Annotated in this window: 14 protein-coding genes, 1 pseudogene and 1 riboswitch; of the genes and pseudogenes, 2 read left to right on the forward strand and 13 right to left on the reverse strand. The window is 69.0% G+C overall.

Annotation, left to right across the window (positions count from 1 at the left end; genetic code table 11):
- Positions 1-515 precede the first annotated feature (515 nt).
- Complete coding sequence (locus DTA15_RS17310) at positions 516-1598, reverse strand: NAD(P)H-dependent flavin oxidoreductase (RefSeq protein ID WP_006484030.1); 1083 nt, start codon at positions 1596-1598, stop codon at positions 516-518.
- Positions 1599-1822: 224 nt separating this feature from the next.
- On the opposite strand from DTA15_RS17310, the gene DTA15_RS17315 reads away from it, so the two are divergent.
- Both DTA15_RS17315 and DTA15_RS17320 read left to right on the forward strand, forming a co-directional pair.
- Positions 1823-2515: a dienelactone hydrolase family protein gene (locus tag DTA15_RS17315; protein WP_006484034.1), complete on the forward strand. Its 693-nt coding sequence runs from the start codon at positions 1823-1825 to the stop codon at positions 2513-2515.
- An 80-nt stretch (positions 2516-2595) separates the two neighbouring features.
- A complete protein-coding gene (locus tag DTA15_RS17320) occupies positions 2596-4074 on the forward strand; it encodes an amidase (RefSeq protein WP_012492272.1) in 1479 nt (492 codons plus the stop codon).
- A gap of 102 nt (positions 4075-4176) precedes the next feature.
- Here DTA15_RS17320 and metF read toward each other — a convergent pair whose 3' ends face one another.
- The 12 genes and pseudogenes from metF to cheZ all read right to left on the reverse strand — a co-directional run bounded on the left by metF (position 4177) and on the right by cheZ (position 17672).
- Entirely contained in the window at positions 4177-5007 is an 831-nt protein-coding gene (gene metF, locus DTA15_RS17325) for a methylenetetrahydrofolate reductase [NAD(P)H] (protein ID WP_006484036.1), read from the reverse strand.
- A 30-nt stretch (positions 5008-5037) separates the two neighbouring features.
- Positions 5038-5391, reverse strand: a complete 354-nt coding sequence (locus DTA15_RS17330) for a phage holin family protein (protein ID WP_006477367.1) — start codon at positions 5389-5391, stop codon at positions 5038-5040.
- 108 nt (positions 5392-5499) lie between these two features.
- The gene (gene ahcY / locus DTA15_RS17335; protein WP_006484031.1) at positions 5500-6918 is read right to left on the reverse strand and encodes an adenosylhomocysteinase; all 1419 of its coding nucleotides are present in this window, start codon (positions 6916-6918) and stop codon (positions 5500-5502) included.
- A 32-nt stretch (positions 6919-6950) separates the two neighbouring features.
- Positions 6951-7068, reverse strand: a riboswitch (S-adenosyl-L-homocysteine riboswitch).
- Positions 7069-7169: 101 nt separating this feature from the next.
- The gene (locus tag DTA15_RS17340) at positions 7170-7904 is read right to left on the reverse strand and encodes an RNA polymerase sigma factor FliA (protein ID WP_006484033.1); all 735 of its coding nucleotides are present in this window, start codon (positions 7902-7904) and stop codon (positions 7170-7172) included.
- Positions 7905-7926: 22 nt separating this feature from the next.
- On the reverse strand, positions 7927-8745 hold the full coding sequence (locus DTA15_RS17345; RefSeq protein ID WP_006491878.1) for a nucleotide-binding protein: 819 nt from the start codon (positions 8743-8745) through the stop codon (positions 7927-7929).
- Positions 8738-10537, reverse strand: coding sequence for a flagellar biosynthesis GTPase FlhF (gene flhF, locus DTA15_RS17350; protein ID WP_012492270.1), 1800 nt, complete (start codon positions 10535-10537; stop codon positions 8738-8740). Before flhF ends, DTA15_RS17345 begins: the two co-directional genes overlap by 8 nt.
- Entirely contained in the window at positions 10534-12636 is a 2103-nt protein-coding gene (flhA, locus tag DTA15_RS17355) for a flagellar biosynthesis protein FlhA (protein WP_006485892.1), read from the reverse strand. The genes flhF and flhA overlap by 4 nt, the downstream gene beginning before the upstream one ends.
- Positions 12633-13832, reverse strand: coding sequence for a flagellar biosynthesis protein FlhB (flhB, locus tag DTA15_RS17360; protein WP_006485884.1), 1200 nt, complete (start codon positions 13830-13832; stop codon positions 12633-12635). Before flhB ends, flhA begins: the two co-directional genes overlap by 4 nt.
- A gap of 429 nt (positions 13833-14261) precedes the next feature.
- Entirely contained in the window at positions 14262-14759 is a 498-nt protein-coding gene (locus DTA15_RS17365) for a VOC family protein (protein ID WP_006485888.1), read from the reverse strand.
- A gap of 163 nt (positions 14760-14922) precedes the next feature.
- A pseudogene (locus DTA15_RS17370) lies at positions 14923-16161 on the reverse strand (DUF3443 family protein).
- 16 nt (positions 16162-16177) lie between these two features.
- Positions 16178-16681, reverse strand: coding sequence for a DUF2844 domain-containing protein (locus DTA15_RS17375; RefSeq protein ID WP_012492269.1), 504 nt, complete (start codon positions 16679-16681; stop codon positions 16178-16180).
- 259 nt (positions 16682-16940) lie between these two features.
- Entirely contained in the window at positions 16941-17672 is a 732-nt protein-coding gene (gene cheZ / locus DTA15_RS17380; RefSeq protein WP_006485885.1) for a protein phosphatase CheZ, read from the reverse strand.
- Positions 17673-17674: the final 2 nt, after the last annotated feature.

Here is a 17674-nt window from a genome sequence, read left to right on the forward strand (position 1 = left end):
GACGCGTTGCTTGCAGCTGCAGCACACAGCATCGCCGCGGCGGTGATCGGCAACAGCTTTTGCATCTTGATATTCATGTAAGTCTCCAGTTCGGTCCCAATAAACGCCATCGCCCGGTGCCCCGCTGCCATCCCCGTGTTTGCAATCACTGGACGATTCGCCGGTTGCATCGTTCATGCACTTGGCCTCAAGCACGTGAAAACAGCCGCTTTTAGCGGCCACCCGCCCGTACTTGCGCGCAAGTGTAGGTGATCAAATTAATTTGTGGGACTTTTTTGGGGTAGTGGTAACACTACCGATACGCGCGCTTTGGAAGGAGGACTCGAATATCGCCGCAAGCCCCGCCGGATAAGGGTTTCCGCTAATTCCCGGCGATCTTTTGAAAGGTCGTTTCAACGCATTCCCGGGGTATTTCGATTCGGTATTTTGTGCCCGGGATCGTTGAATGAAACGCGTGTGACGGCACACGCGTTTCGTCGTCCGACATGAACGATTTCTGGCGGCCGATGCGGGGTTCAGGCGGCCGAGGCGCGCCATTCGGCGTCGAGCGCGGCAACCAGTTGCGACGTCGTCAGCGTGTCGCCGCGCCGCCGCGCGAGGGGTGCGCCCTGCCCGGCCCACAGCGACAGATAGTCGCCGTCGTTCGCGCGCGCGGCGGCCTGGCGCAGCGGCTGGGTCAGCGCGTTCTGCACCGGATACGGTGCCGCGTCGGCCACGTGCTCGCCGAGCCGCGCCATCAGCGTGTTGCGCAGCCCGCGTGCGTGACGGCCGGTAATCGCGCGCGTGACCTGCGTCGACGTATCGGCGCTCGCGAGCAGACGCGCCTTCCAGTCCGCGGCGATCGCGCTTTCCGCGCACGTGAGGAACGCGGTGCCGAGTTGCGCGGCCTGCGCGCCGAGCGCGAGCGCGGCCGCGATCCCGCGGCCGTCCATGATGCCGCCCGCGGCCAGCACGGGCAGCCCCGTCGCGTCGACGAGTTGCGGGACGAGCGCGAGCGTGCCGATCAGCGCGTCGTCGGCGGAGCCGATGAAGGTGCCGCGATGGCCGCCGGCCTCGGCGCCCTGCGCGGACAGCGCGTCGGCACCGGCCGCCTGCCACGCGAGCCCTTCGGCCACGTGCGTCGCGGTGCCGATCACATAAGTGCCGGCGGCTTTCAGGCGGGCGACGTCGGCCGCGTCGAGCACGCCGAACGTGAAGCTCGCGACCGGCACGCGCAGCGCAACGAGCGCATCGAGCTGCGCGCGGAAATCGGGCGCATAGCGCGCGGGCGCCGTGCCCGGCGGCAAGCCGAGCGTCGCGTTCAGCGGGTCGATCGCGGCCAGCGCACGCGCGACGGTCGCCGCATCGGGCGCGGCTTCATCGGGCAACACGAACAGGTTGATCGCGAACGGGCGATCGGTCGCCGCGCGGATCGCGGCGACTTCGGCCTCGATGCGCTCGGGCGCGAGCGCGCCGGCGCCGAGGCTGCCGAGCGCACCGGCATTCGACGCGGCGGCGACCATCGCGGTCGTGGTCGCGCCGACCATCGGCGCCTGCACGAGCGGCAGACGCAGGCCGAAGCGTTCGGAAAAGGGGGTGGACAACGAGCGGGCAGACATGGCGAATCCTTCGATGACGATGCGCGAAAGCGCTTTGTAAAGGCCGACACATCGACTCTATCGAAGCGGCGCGGCGCCGAAAAATGAATAATCGAGATCGAAACGATCGCTGCGCGAGAAACGGGCGCGTGCACTGCAGCATCGAACGATTGGTGGCACACTAGGCCGCCCTCTTTCACCCTGGGGGCGCGCATTGCGCACCCCGCACGCCAGGAGTTCAGAACGTGACTGCCCAATGGATCGACATCCCGACCGGTAACGACAGCTTCGGCGGCTATCTCGCGCTGCCCAAGCGCGGCAAGGGCCCTGCCGTCATCATCATCCAGGAGATTTTCGGCGTGAACGCGCACATCCGTGCGGTCGCCGACCAATACGCGGCCGACGGCTTCGTCGCGCTCGCGCCCGACGTGTTCTGGCGCACGCAGCCGCGCGTCGAGCTGACCTACGAAGGCGCGGATCGCGACAAGGGCATCGAGCTGATGAAAAAGACCGACGTGGGGCTCGCGGTCGCGGACATCGGCGCGGCGGCCGACGCGTTGCGCGCCCGCCCCGAAGTGGACGGCAAGCTCGCCGCGATCGGCTACTGCTTCGGCGGCCAGCTCGCGTACCGCGCGGCCGCAACCGGCAAGCTCGATGCGGCGGTGTCCTATTACGGCGGCGGCATCCAGAACGCGCTCGACCTCGCCGGCCAGGTCACGCAGCCGATCCTGTTCCACTACGCGGAAAACGACCACGGCATTCCGCTCACCGCGGTCGACCAGGTGAAGGCCGCGTTCGCCGGCCACGGCCATGCGTCGTTCCACGTGTACCCGGGCGCCGAGCACGGCTTCAACTGCACGGACCGCGCGTCGTACAACCAGCGTGCCGCGGCGCTCGCGCACGGCCGCACGCTGACGTTCCTCGCCGAGCACCTCTAAAAGCGCCGGCCGCGGGCCCGCCACGCCGGGCCCGCGTTATGCTCGCACCATCGCCATGAGTCACAACGGGGGTGACCGCGATGCACTCGGACTATCTCGCGCATGACGCCATCGGACTCGCCGCGCTCGTGCGCGACCGCCAGGCCAGCCCGCGCGAACTGCTCGACGCCGCGATCGGCCAGGCCGAAGCGGTCAACGGCGCGATCAACGCGATCGTGCTGCAGGACTACGAAGCCGCGCGCCAGCGTGCGGCGAGCGCGCCCGAACCGGGCGCCGCCACGCCGTTCGCGGGCGTGCCGTATCTCGTCAAGGATCTCGGCGCGGCGGTCGCCGGCTTGCCGCTGTCGATGGGCAGCCGGCACTACCGCTACTTCGTGCCGGCCGACGATTCGCCGGTGATCGCGCGCAGCCGCGCGGCGGGTCTGAACGTGTTCGGCAAGACCAACACGTCCGAGATCGGCCAGATGCCGTATACGGAACCCGAACTGTTCGGCGCGTGCCGCAACCCGTGGAATCTCGACCACACGCCCGGCGGCTCGAGCGGCGGCGCGGCGGCGGCCGTCGCGGCCGGCATCGTGCCGCTCGCACACGCGTCCGACGGCGGCGGCTCGATCCGCATTCCGGCGTCGTGCTGCGGGCTGTTCGGCCTGAAGCCGAGCCGCAACCCGGTGCTGGTCGACCTGCCGTCGAACGGCGAACTCGTGGTCCAGCATGCGGTGTCGCGCAGCGTGCGCGACAGTGCGCTGCTGCTCGACGTGACGACCGGCCAGACGCTGCCGCCCGGCGCGCCCGGTACCTTCCTCGGCGCGCTCGATACGCCGCCCGGCCCGTTGCGGATCGGCCTCGTCATCGATCCGATGCTCGCGCCGGCGCTCGCCGACGACACGCGCGCGGCGCTCGACGACGCGGCCGCGCTGCTCGAATCGCTCGGCCATCACGTCGAGCCGACGACGCTGCAGATCGACTATGTGCGCGCGGCCGAAACCTTCCTGACGCTGTGGGCGACGATCGCCGAAGAAATGGTGCTCGGCGCGCGCGAGCTGACCGGGCGCACGCCGCGGCGCGGCGAATTCGAGGCCGCGACGTGGGCGATGGCCGTGGTCGGCCGCCGCCTCGCGCGCACGCGCCTGCCGGACGTACTCGAATGGCAGCGCCAGCTCACCGTGCAGGTCGCCGGTCTCGTGTCGCGCTACGACGCGATCCTGTGCGCCTCGCTCGCGGGGCCGCCGGTGAAGATCGGCGAACTGCAGCCGACGCCGTTCGAATCCGCGCAGATGAAGCTGGTCGCCGCGTTGCCGGTGAAGCCGCTGCTGAAGGAAATGCTCGCGAAGTCGTCGGAGAAGGCGTTCGCGTGGGCCGGCTGCACCGAGCTGTTCAACCTGACCGGCCAGCCGGCGATGTCGGTGCCGCTGTACTGGAATGCGCGCGGGCTGCCGATCGGCGTGCAGTTCGCCGCCCGCCACGCGGACGAAGCGTTGCTGCTGAAGCTCGCGCGGCAGCTCGAACAGGCGCGGCCGTGGTTCGACCGCCGCCCGCCGCTGATGCAGGCGCAGCGCTGATTCAGCGGCTTCCGCCACGCGGCATGCGCGGCGCTTCACGATAAAAAAGCCCCGCCGGCGCAAACCGGCGGGGCTTTCACACAGGCAACCGCGTGATGGCGCTTACACCGCGAGCCGTTCGCAGATCGTCCGCGTGGCGGTCGCCGCGTTCAGCGTGTAGAAATGCAGCCCCGGCACGCCCGCGTCGATCAGGCGCTGGCACAGGCTCGTGACGACGTCCGCGCCGAACGCGCGGATCGACTCGCGATCGTCGCCGAAGCTCTCGAGCCGGCGCGCGACCCAGCGCGGCACTTCGGCGCCGCACATCTCGGAGAAGCGCATCAGCTGCGAGAAGTTCGTGATCGGCATGATGCCCGGCACGATCGGCACGTCCACCCCGAGCTTGCGCGCATCGTCGACGAAGCGGAAATACGCATCCGCATTGAAGAAGTACTGCGTGATCGCGGAATTCGCGCCCGCTTTCACCTTGCGCGCGAAATTCTCGAGATCGGCCTTCGGCGAGCGCGATTGCGGGTGGTACTCCGGGTAGCCGGCGACCTCGATGTGGAACCAGTCGCCATGCTCGGCGCGGATGAAGCTGACGAGCTCGGACGCATAGCGCAGCTCGCCGACCTCGCCCATCCCCGACGGCAGGTCGCCGCGCAGCGCGACGATGTGCCGGATGCCGTGCGAGCGGTACTGGTCGAGGATCGCGCGCAGGCTGTCGCGCGACGAGCCGATGCACGACAGGTGCGGCGCGGCTTCGAGGCCGTCCTTCTGCATGTCGAGCACGGTATCGAGCGTGCCCTGCTGCGTCGATCCGCCGGCGCCGAACGTCACGGAGACGAATTTCGGCTTCAGCGGCAGCAGCTGCGCGCGCGTGGCGCGCAGCTTCTCGACGCCGTCCGCCGTCTTCGGCGGGAAGAATTCAAACGAGAGTTCGATCGGTTTCATGATTCGATGGGGTTGGGCCTGCGCCCGCCCTCAGCCGATGTCGCGCTGGCCGAAGATCAGGGCGGACAGCAGCCACGACACGATGCTGTACAGGATCGAACCGAAGAACGCGGACCAGAACCCCGACACCTCGAAGCCCTTCAGCAGCGACGACGCGAACCAGAAGCACAGCGCGTTCACGACGAGGATGAACACCCCGAGCGTGACGATCGTGACGGGCAGCGTCAGCAGGATCAGCACCGGCCGGATCACCGTGTTGATCAGCCCGAGCACCACCGCGATGATCAGCGCGGTGCCGAAGCTCTTGATGTGGATCGACGGCACGAGGTACGTGATGATCAGCAGCGCCAGCGCGTTGATGACCCAGGTGAGGATGACGCTCATGGAGTGCTCCGGTTCGGTTGTCGATCGGTACGATCGGTACGATCGGTGAGCGCCGCCGCGCCGTGCGCCCGCGACGGGCGCGCACGGCACGGCGGCCGCGCATCAGTATCAGTAGCGGTAGTGGTTCGGCTTGAACGGGCCGTCCTTCTGCACGCCGATGTACGCGGCCTGCTCGTCCGACAGCACCGACAGGTTCGCGCCGATGCGCGCGAGGTGCAGGCGCGCGACCTTTTCATCGAGATGCTTCGGCAGCACGTACACCTTGTTCTCGTACTGTTCGCCGCGCGTGAACAGCTCGATCTGCGCGAGCGTCTGGTTCGCGAACGAGTTCGACATCACGAACGACGGGTGGCCGGTCGCGCAGCCGAGGTTCACGAGGCGGCCTTCGGCCAGCAGGATCACGCGCTTGCCGTCCGGGAAGATGATGTGGTCGACCTGCGGCTTGATGTTTTCCCACTGGTACTGGCGCGTCGACGCGACATCGATTTCCGAGTCGAAGTGACCGATGTTGCAGACGATCGCGTTGTGGCGCATCGCCTTCATGTGATCGTGGTTGATCACGTGATAGTTGCCGGTCGCCGTCACGAAGATGTCGGCCTTGTCCGCCGCGTATTCCATCGTCACGACGCGGTAGCCTTCCATCGCCGCCTGCAGCGCGCAGATCGGATCGATTTCGGTGACCCACACGGTCGCGCCGAGGCCGCGCAGCGACTGCGCGCAGCCCTTGCCCACGTCGCCGTAGCCTGCGACGACCGCGACCTTGCCCGCGATCATCACGTCGGTCGCGCGCTTGATGCCGTCGACGAGCGACTCGCGGCAGCCGTACAGGTTGTCGAACTTCGACTTCGTGACCGAATCGTTCACGTTGAACGCCGGGAACGGCAGGCGGCCGTCCTTTTCCATCTGGTACAGGCGGTGCACGCCGGTCGTGGTTTCTTCGGTCACGCCCTTGATGTGCGCGAGGCGCTTCGAGTACCAGGTCGCGTCGACGTCGAGGTGCTTCGCGATCGACTTGTACAGCGCGACTTCTTCCTCGTTGGTCGGCTTCGCGATCACCGAACGGTCCTTCTCGGCCTTCGAGCCGAGGATCAGCAGCAGCGTTGCATCGCCGCCGTCGTCGAGGATCATGTTCGCGAATTCGCCGTTCGGCCATTCGAAGATGCGGTGCGAGAACTCCCAGTATTCGTCGAGCGATTCGCCCTTGAACGCGAACACCGGCGTGCCGGCTTCGACGATCGCGGCCGCCGCGTGATCCTGGGTCGAGAAGATGTTGCACGATGCCCAGCGCACGTCCGCGCCGAGCGCCTTCAGCGTCTCGATCAGCACGCCCGTCTGGATCGTCATGTGCAGCGAACCGGCAATGCGCGCGCCCTTCAGCGGCTGCTGCGCCTTGTATTCGTCGCGGATCTGCACGAGGCCCGGCATTTCGGTCTCGGCGATGTTGAGTTCCTTGCGGCCCCAGCCGGCCAGCGCCATGTCGGCGACGACGTAATCGGTGGATGCCTTGGAATCGATAATGGCGTTCATCACGCCCTCCTTTCTAAAAAGTTTCTAGATTGGTGACGTGAGCGCCGTTCAGGAAGCGGGGCCGGCGCGAAAAAATCGCCGCACGGCTGCTTGGTGAAGCTCTCCGAGCCTGGCGGACGCTGGTGGTCCGTCGCAACGCTCCTCGGAAAACGGAGGGGATTGTAGCAAATCGGCGCGCGGAATGCGCAAGGACCCGCACACGAGCGCGGCACGGGCGCGCGGCGCCGGCGCGCGCGGCCGTCGACAAAGGGTCAGGACTCGGCGCCGACCCACGCCTGTTCGCGCAGCCGCGCGCGCAGGCGCGCGACGGCCTGGCTGTGCAGCTGGCACACGCGCGATTCGCTCACTTCGAGCACCGCGCCGATCTCGCGCAGATTCAGACCCCGTTCGTAGTACAGCGACATCAATAGCTTCTCGCGCTCCGGCAGCCGCTCGATCGCTTCGACGAGCGCCTCGCGCAGGTGCTCGTCGAGCAGCGCCGACAACGGATCGGCGTGATCGACGCGATAACGGTCGAGGAACGGCTCGTCGTCGGCCGCGCGGTCGAAATCCTCGTAGTAGATGAGCTGGCTGCCGTGCAGGTCCTGCAGCATCCCCTGGTATTCGTCGAGCGGCATGTTCAGGTGCTGCGCGATCTCGGTCTCGCTCGCCGAGCGGCCGAGGTGCTGCTCGACCTGGTGCACCGCGTGCTCGACCTCGCGCGACGTCTTGCGCAGGCTGCGCGGCAGCCAGTCGTTGCTGCGCAGCTCGTCGAGCATCGCGCCGCGGATGCGCTGCGTCGCATAGGTCTCGAACTGCGCGCCCTGGTCTTCCTTGTAGCGGCCGGCCGCGTCCATCAGGCCGATCATGCCGGCCTGGATCAGGTCGTCGAGATCGACGCTCGCCGGCATCTTCGCGACGAGTTGCAGCCCGAGGCGGCGCACGAGCGGCGCATATTGCGCGAGCACGTCGGCCTGGGACATCTTTCCTTGAGCGTTGTACATCATGGCTCTCTCCTTCGGGTGGCGCTCACGCGGCGTGTGCCGCGCCCGCCTCGTACGACGGCTTGCCGCCGGCGTGGACCGCCCGGCCCGCACCCGAACGCGGGCGCATCGGCCAGTACAACAGGTCGGCGGCAATCTGCCGGTAGTCGCGCGCGGCGGGCGACGACGGGAACGCGTCGACCACCGCATGCATCAGGTCGCGGGCGTGCTCGACGAGCGGATCGGCGCTCACGCAGCCCGCATCGGCGATCGACACGGTCAGGTAGCGGCTCGCGACGCCCGCGAGGTTGTCGAAGGCCGTCTTCGCGTCCGCGTGGCTGCCGACCTGATTGGTCAGCACGCGGAACTGCGCGAACGCGTGCGCGAAATGCAGCCGCTTCATGCACGCGTATGCCTCGGTGATCGCCTGCGCGGCGACCCGCGTGACGACCAGCACGTCGTGCGCTTCGCGCGCGAGCGCCGAGAACGAGCCGTCGGCGCCGAGCTGCGCGTCGACGAGCACGATGTCGGCCGGGCCGTCGATGAAGTCGCTCAGTTGCGCGTCGCTGTAGCCGGCGCGCGCGAGCCGCGCGGCGCCGCACAGGCCGAAGCCGGCCGCCACCCGCGTGCGTTCGCCGTCGCGCAGCCATGCGCCCGCGAGCGTCGCGCTGGCCGAGTGCACGTCGGCGCGCTCGTCGACGACGAGCACGTCCTTGCCGAGCGACGCGAGCGCCGCCGCAAGATTCACCACGGTGGACGTGCAGCCGACGCCCGCCGGCCCGCCCGTCACCGCGACGATGCGCGACGCGCGCCCGGCCAGCAGGCGCCGCAGCCCTTCGGCCTGATCGATGATCCGTTTATCCAAATCGCACCTCGTGCAGCTCGGCGGTGGAACGTGCGGTCAGTGCGGAAAGCAGCGTCGGCATGTCCTCGTCTTGCGGCACGAAGGGCGAGCCGTCGCGCGGCACACAGAACGCGCTCTTCAGCAGGAATTTGGTCGACGCGACGTACAGGTTCTCCGGCACCTTCTGGCCGGTCGACACGTAGTGGACCGGCAGCTTGTAGCGGATCACCGTGTCGAGCACGCCGCCGAGGTGGGTCGCCTCGTCGAGCTTGGTGAGGATGCACCCGGCCAGGTCGGGATGCTCGCCCGCGCTGCGGTACGCCTGCACGACTTCGTTCAGCGTGTCGCCGTGGCTCGTCGCGTTGAGCAGCAGCAGGCGCTGCACCGGTGCGTTCGCGCCGTGCAGCATCGCGATCTGGTCGGACACCGCGCGGTCGCGCTGGCTCATGCCGATCGTGTCGATCAGCACGATGTGCTTGTTGCGCAGCTCGGACAGCGCGAGCGCGAGGTCGCCCGCATCCTTCACCGCGTGCACCGGCACGCCGAGGATCTTGCCGAAGATGCGCAGTTGCTCGTGACCGCCGATCCGGTAGCTGTCGGTGGTCAGCAGCGCGACCTTGCTCGCGCCGAAGCGCATCACGCAGCGCGCGGCCAGCTTCGCGGTGGTGGTCGTCTTGCCGACGCCCGTCGGCCCCATCAGCGCGAACACGCCGCCGCGCTCCATCAGCGCGTCCTCGCTGTCGAGCACCGGCAGGTTCGACGCAAGCACCGACTGCGCCCATTCCGCGGCCTGCCCGAAGGTCTGCGCACCGTCGCCGGACGGCAGGTTGTCGACCAGCATCCGCACCAGCTGCGCGGAGAAGCCGGCCGCGAACAGGTGCTTCGTCAGCGCGCCGTGAACGGCGCTGCGGCGCTGGCGGTCGTGCCACATCAGGCTGTCGAACTGCTCTTGCATCATCCCGCGCAGCTCGCCCAGCTCCTGCATCACCGTGTCGTTGACGATCCGCTCGAGGCGCGACTTCACCGCATCGGCCACCGCGGCGGCGGTGTCGGCGGACAGGCGCGTGCGTTCCGACGCCCTGCCGGCGTACGCGGCGCCCGTGTCGGATGCGCGCTTCGCGGCGGCGGGCGATCCCGCGGCCGGCGATCCGGCGGCGAGCGATCCCGCGGCCGGCATCCGGCGTTCGGCGTCGCGGACGATGTCGCGCGCCCAGTCCGGCGGCGTCGCGCTGGCCGCGGCGCGCGGCGCGGGCGCGCTCGGCTGCGGCTCGACCGGCGCCTGCGCACGGGCGATCAGCGCGTCGCGCTGCTGCGTGAGGCGCTTCGCGTGCTCGACCAGCCACGGTGCGGGTTCGGAAGGGGCGGCCGGCGATCCGGGCGCGGGCGTACCGGCGGCCGGCGCGACGATCGACGGCGCTGCCGCGGCGGGCGCGTCCGCATCGCTCGACGGAGAATGCGCATCCGCGTCGTGCGCGTCGGCACTCGCGCCGAACACCGACGAGAACACGTCCGGCAGCCCGCCTTCGCCGGCCGCATACGGATTGACGGCCGGGCGCGGTGCGATGCCCGGGCGCGACACGATGCCCGGCACGGCGGCGGCCGGCACGGATTCCGGCACGCGCGACGTGGCGACGCGCGGACGTGCGGCCGGCGGCGCCACCGCGGCGAGATCCGAATCGGCGAGTGCAACGATTTCGACGCTGCCGTCATCGAGCGTGCGGTTCGACAGCACGACCGCGTCGGCGCCGAGCGCCTCGCGCACGAGACGAAGTGCGTCGCGGCTCGTTGCGCCGGTGAATTTGCGAATGTTCAAGCGGAACCCCCGATGACGTTAACGACTTTGATCGTGCGTGTGTCCGGCACTTCGGCATACGACAGCACTTTCAATTGCGGCAGGCTGCGGCGCAGGAAGCGCGCGAGCATCGCGCGCAGCGCGTGCTGCACCAGCAGCACCGGCGGCAGCCCGAGATTCTGTTGACGCAGCATCGCTTGCTGCGTGCCGGTCAGAAGGTTGTGCGCGAGGCCGGGTTCGAGGCCCGGGTTCGCGCCGGTGGCGAGCGCCTGCGACAGCACGCGCTCCAGGTTCGCGTCGAGGCCCATCACCTGCATTTCGCCGTTGCCCGGATACCACTGCTGCGTGATCGCGCGGCCGAGCGACAGGCGCACCGCGGCGGTGATCTCGAACGCGTCGCCGCGGCCCGCATGCTCGGACACGGCCTCGAGGATCGTGCGCATGTCGCGGATCGGCACGCCTTCCTCGAGCAGGTTCTGCAGCACCTTCTGCAGCGTGGTGAGCGAGATCGTCTTCGGCACGAGGTCCTCGACGAGCGACGGTGCATCCTTGCCGGTGCGTTCGACGAGCGCCTGCACTTCCTGGCGGCCGAGCAGCTCGGCCGCGTGCTGGACGACGAGATGGTTCAGGTGCGTCGCGACGACCGTGCTCGCGTCGACCACCGTGTAGCCGTACACCTGCGCCTGCTCGCGCAGCGCGACGTCGATCCACACGGCCGGCAGCCCGAACGCGGGGTCCTGCGTGACGGCGCCCGGCAGCGCGGCCGTCACCTGGCCCGGGTTGATCGCGAGCCACTGGCCCGGGAACACTTCGCCCGCGCCGATCTCGACGCCCTTCAGCGCGATCCGGTACGCGTTCGGCCGCAGCTCGAGGTTGTCGCGGATATGGATCACCGGCGGCAGGAAGCCGATTTCCTGCGCGAATTTCTTGCGGATGCTCTTGATGCGCTTGAGCAGCTCGCCGTCGCTGTTCTTGTCGACGAGCGGAATCAGCCGGTAGCCGACTTCGAGCCCGAGCGGGTCGATCAGCTGCACGTCGTCCCAGGTCGCTTCGTGGCTGTCGGCCGGCAGCACGGCGGGCGGTGCGATGTCGGTCACGTCGCCGGCCGCCTTGCGGGCCGCCGCGCGCCGGGTCTGCGTGCGCGCCAGCCAGATCGCGCCGCCGCCGAGCGCGAGGAACGCGAAGTGCGGCATCCCCGGGATCAGCCCCATCAGCACGATGATCGCGCCGGTGATCGTCAGCACGCGCGGGTTCGTGAACAGCTGGCCGGTGATCTGCGTGCCGATGTCCTCGTCGGTCGCGACGCGCGACACGATCACGCCGGCCGCGGTCGAGATCACGAGCGACGGGATCTGCGCGACGAGGCCGTCGCCGATCGTCAGCAGCGTGTAGTTGGTGCCGGCCGCGGCGAAGCTCATGTCGTGCTGGACCATCCCGACGATCAGCCCGCCGATCACGTTGATCGCCATGATGATCAGGCCGGCGATCGCGTCGCCGCGCACGAACTTCGACGCGCCGTCCATCGACCCGTAGAACTCCGCTTCCTGCGACACGGCCAGGCGCCGCTTGCGCGCCTGTTCCTCGTTGATGAGGCCGGCGTTCAGGTCGGCGTCGATCGCCATCTGCTTGCCGGGCATCGCGTCGAGCGTGAAGCGCGCGGACACTTCGGCGATCCGCCCCGCGCCCTTCGTGATCACCATGAAGTTGATGATCATCAGGATCACGAACACGACGATGCCGACCGCGAAGTTGCCGCCGACCAGGAAGTGGCCGAACGCCTCGATCACCTGGCCGGCCGCGTCCGGGCCGGTATGGCCTTCGAGCAGTACGACGCGCGTCGACGCGACGTTCAGCGACAGGCGCAGCAGCGTCGAGAACAGCAGCACGCTCGGGAACGCCGCGAAGTCGAGCGGCTTCATCGTGTACATGCTGACGAGCAGCACCATCACCGACAGCGCGATGTTGAACGTGAACAGCAGATCCAGCAGCATCGGCGGCAGCGGCAGGATCATCATCCCCAGGATCATGCAGATGAGGATCGGGCCCGCGAGCGCGCGCAGGTTCGTGCCTGCCAGCAGGTTCGGGCGCTTCGCGAACAGGCCGGTGGTCGGGGTGCTCATGCCGCGGTCCCTCGTTTGCCGAGCGTGTCCTCGGCTTCTTCACGTTCGTCGTCGGCGGCGACCGACGTGCCCTTGTCGAGTTCGGCCGGCACGTCGAGATCGACCGGCACCGCCGGGAACGCGCCGCCTTCCGAGCGGAAACGCTTGAGCTGGTACACCCATGCGAGCACTTCGGCGACCGCCGAGTACAGCGAACCGGGGATCTCGCGCTCGAGTTCGACGTTGTGATACAGCGCCCGCGCGAGCGGCGGCGCTTCGAGCAGCGGCACGTTGTGTTCGGCCGCGAGTTCGCGGATGCGCGCCGCGACGAGGTTCACGCCCTTCGCGACGACCTTCGGCGCGCGCATCTCGCCATCCGTGTATTGCAGCGCGACCGCGAAGTGGGTCGGGTTCGTGACGACCACGTCGGCCTTCGGCACGGCCGCCATCATCCGGCGGCGGGCGATCGCGCGCTGCTGCTGGCGAATGCGCCCCTTCACGTGCGGATCGCCTTCGTTCTCGCGATGCTCGCGCTTCACTTCTTCCTTCGTCATGCGCAACTTCTTGTTGTACTGCCAGAGTTGGTAAGGCACGTCGAGCCCGGCGACGACCAACATCCCGGCGACCGTCGTGCCGCAGCACACGGCGACCAGATGCAGCGCATCGGGCAGCGCCGCGCCGAGCGGCTGGGTCGCGAGGCCGAGCAGTTCGTCCTTGCTGCGCCAGATCGCGATGCCGCCGATCCCGCCGACCACCAGCGTCTTCGCGATCGACATCCCGAGCTGGATCGGCCCCTGGATCGAGAAGATCCGGCCGAGGCCCGAAATCGGGTTCAGCCGGTCGAACTTCAGCTCGAACGTCTTTTGCGAAATCAGCCAGCCGCCGAGCGCCATCGGCGCGAGCAGCGCGGCGACGCCGGTGAGCGCGAGAAGCGGCAGCAGCGCGGCGAAGCCCTCGAGGCTCGCGCTGCCGGCCGCCGACAGCATCCGGTGGGTGTCGAACGCGGTCGCGCGATCGAACGTGAACGCGCCGCGCAGCATCGCCTGCAGATGCGCGCCCGACGGGCCCGCGAGCAGCCATGCGCCGTAGAACCCCGCCGCGAGCAGTGCGAACGAAGCCAGTTCGCGCGAACGCGCGACCTGCCCCTCCTCGCGCGCCTTCTCGCGGCGCCTGGGAGTGGCGGCTTCGGTCTTGTCGAGATCGCTCTCGTCTGCCACGGGGCCTCCAGTCGGCTACGGCGGAATGCCGTTTTCCAGTGACACCGATTATTCATGGAGGCGTCAAACGCCGATCGGTCGAGCAAAGCCGGGAAAGGGGGGTATTTCGGGGAATCGGACGAGCCGCCGCGAACGCGGCCGGAGCGGGGGCGGAACGATGCGCGGCGCGACGGAAAAACCGGCCGGCCGGCGCATGGGGGCGGCGGCGCTCGCAGGCGGGACGGCACCGGCTGAGTGCGGGGGGACGGTGAAACGACGGGCGGGAAAACGGGAAGAGGCGGGGAAAGCGGGCCCCGACGCAACGGCCCCCGGACGGGCCGATCGCCACGTCATGCTCGTCGCGAATACGTCGAGTCTTCGCTTCGTCGCAATCCTTGCGCCCGGCCCTTTCCGGGGCCAGCGCAAGCCCGTTATTGGCGTGAACGGGCCCTAGCCAGCCGCCGCCCGCTGCAGCGCGTCGAGATCGAGCTTCTTCATCGTCATCACCTGCGCCATCACGCGCTCGGCGCGGGCCGGGTCGCCCGTCATCAGCTCGGCCATCTGCACCGGCACGACCTGCCACGACACGCCGAAGCGGTCGCGCAGCCAGCCGCATTGCTGCGCGCGCTCGTCGCCGCCTTCGGACAGGCGCGCCCAGTAACGGTCGATCTCGTCCTGGTCGCGGCAGTTGACGACGAACGACACGGCCGGCGTCATCTGGAACACGGGGCCGCCGTTCAGCGCGACGAACGCCTGCCCGTCGAGCTCGAACGCCACGGTCATCACCGCGCCCTCGGCGTTGCCGGACGCGTGCGCGCCAGCCTTGCCGTAGCGCGCGACGTGCACGATGCGCGCGTTGTCGAACACCGATACGTAAAAAGCGGCCGCCGCCTCGGCGTCGCGGTCGAACCACAGGAACGGCGTGATGCGCTGGATACGCTGGGTCATGGCGCTGTCTCCTCGATGTCGTGCCGGCACCGGTGCCGGTCTTACATCGTAGCCGCTCCGCCGGCGCCTGGCGGCGCGCCGGCTCGTAGCGCGCGCACCGCACGCCGGATAAAAAAGGGGGCGATCGCTCGCCCCCTTCGTTCCTGCGTCCGGCCGTGCCGCGTCAGAACGCGACGAACGGCTGCGCGCCGCCGCTCGCGGTCTTGTCCATCCCGAAGTAGATCGTCTTGCCGTAGAAGTGCGGCATGCCGATGTCGAGCCAGCTGGACGAGCCGAACGGGCCCGCGATGTCGTTGAACGCGAACGTCGACGGGTTCGAGAACAGCGAATCCGCGTTCGCGACCGGCATCGACACGGTACCTGACGCGCCGTTCTGGCCCCTCAGCGTGGCCGAGTACGAGGTCGTGGTCGCGGGGCAGTAGAACTCCGTGTTCCTCGAACAGACCGTCTGCGCCGAATCGTTGAAGAAATACGCGTTCGAGCCCGTATCGAAGAACGCGGTCACGTTGCGCCCCTGGAACGTCGCGCTGACGTCGCCGGTCGTGGTCGACGTCATCACCGTCTTGCCGCTCAGGTTCGGCAGGCCGAACGTCAGCGTGCCGGTTGCGCTCCCCTGCCCGCTGGACGAGATGTCGGGCATCTGCACGCTCACGCCGTCGCTGTTCGCGAACCGATGCACGGGGTTGGCCACCTGCTGCGCGAGCGGCACGAGCGCGACCGTGCAGCTTGCGTTGTCGCCGTTCGGGCACGCGTAGTAGTTGTTGCTCGTCGACGTCGACGTCGCGCAGGTCGTGCCGCAGTCGTACGGCGCCGGCCCGATGCCGAGGATCCCGTTCGCGCCGAGCGCGCCGGTCGAGTTGGCCGACGCGCCGCCGTTCGTGCACGAGCTCGGCACGTTGGTCGTGCCGAGGTCGCCGATGATCTGCACGGGCAGCGAGCTCGCCTGCTCGGTGCCGATCGACAGGTCGACGGTGCGCACCGAGCCCCACGTGTAGCTCGACACGAACTTGCCGCATTCGGCGACCGGCGCGCCGCCGCTCGTCACCTGCGGCAGGCTGTCGTGCACGCCCGCCACCGCGCTGCCGACGAGCCGCAGCCCGTAGGACGCGGTGTCGACGAGCACGTTGTTGACGATCTGGCAGTTCGACGTGCCCGGCACGCAGACCTTCAAGCTGATGGTCGGGATGTTGATCACGTTCGCGGCGCCGGCGCCGACCGTGATGACGGCCGTATTGCCGCTGTTGCCGTCGGACCCGCCCTAGCCGTTGCCGCCCGTATTGCCGCCGTTGCCCGCACTGCCGCCGCCGCCATCGCCGCCGCCGCATGCCGTCACGAGTACGGCCGTCGCGGCCAGGAGGCCCAGCACGCCGAGCCAGCGCTTGAATGTACGAGGAATGCTCAAGGTCGCTCTCCCGCTGTCACTGGATATCGGTGCCGGCCACGCCGGCAGGCAGCGCCGACGGCAGCCATGCCTGGCCGGAGAAGGCGCCCATGTGGCCGCCCGTCCGGATCACGAGGCCGCTCGTCTCGACGGCCACCGGCGCGCGCCAGCCGCGCGCCTGGTGCGCCGCCTGGACTCCGGCGGTGTACTGCGGGAAATAGCTGCCGAGCAGCGACGCGAGATCCGGCATCGTCGGCCCGCGCCATGCGAGGCCGAATACGCTGCCGGCGGCCGACGTGTATTCGTGGATGACGGTGCCCGATCCGAGCGTGATCTCGCGGACGGTATAGGCGGCCGTGCTCGTCTGCACGCCGTCCGCCGAGCGCATCGCGCGCTGCAGCGCCCGCACGGTGGCGGCCTGATCGTCCGCCGGCGGCGACATCGGTGCGCCGCCGAGTTCCGCATGTGCGTGGACGGCCCACAGCACACTCATTGCAGCCGTCGCGTGCGCGACGGTCCAGCCCAAGCGTTTCAGCTTCACGTTCCCCCCCAAGGGACTGGCTTCGTTGCCCACGGCGCCGCCGTCGGCCCCCGCCGCCTGCCAACTTATGAATCTTACGAATGACGCTACGTTGCTGCTGACGCGTAGTATGCCTGCGGAGTGTGGCCACGTGTCAATTCGACGCAGGATCACGCCGCGCGGCGCATCGGCGGCGGACACGGGAAAACGGCGGCGGGAACGGGGAATGCGCGCATCGGCCGCCTCGCGGAAGGGGACGCGCCGATGCGTGGCGACCAGGTCAGAAGCCGAGGCTGGCGAGCAGGTCGTCGACCTGCCCCTGGTCCTGGACGACGTCGGATTTGCCTTCCGGCGCGATCTGCGGGCCGTTCAGCAGCGATTCGGGGCTGCCGGTCGCGCTCATCTGCTCGGCCGCGAACGCGGCGGCGGTGGCCGCGAACTGCTCGCGCCGCTCCGGCGCGATGTTCTCGACGAGCACCGTGAGGAGCTGCTGCTCGATCAGGTAGACCATGTCCATGATCTTCTTGATCACTTGGCCGGTCAGATCCTGGAAATCCTGCGCGAGCATGATCTCGAGCAGCTGCGCGCGAGTCGCCGACGTCGACTCGGGCAGCGTGCGCAGGAACGTGCGCGTATCGTCCATCAGCTCGCGCACGTCCGCGTGCTCGATCGGCGCCGCGTACCACTGCGCCCAGCGCGCGTCGAGCGCCTCGGCCTCGTTCTGGATGCGCTCCTGCATCGGCTTCGCGATCTCGATCGCATTCAGCACGCGCACCGCGGCCTGCTCGGTCATCGTCGCGACGTAGCGCAGCCGGTCGCGCGCATCCGGCACGGCTTCCGCCGCGCGCTCGACGTGCTTGTCGAGCCCGAGCTCGCGCATCGAATCGCGCAGCGTGCGCGTGACGTGGCCGATGCGCGCGAGGATCCGGTCGCTCGCGTAATCGGCGCCTTCGGCATGGCCGTCGGCGTTGATCGCCGCGCCGGCGAGCGCCGCATGGATCGGCTCGTTCACGT

The organism is Burkholderia cenocepacia, assembly GCF_900446215.1.
GTDB lineage: Bacteria > Pseudomonadota > Gammaproteobacteria > Burkholderiales > Burkholderiaceae > Burkholderia > Burkholderia cenocepacia.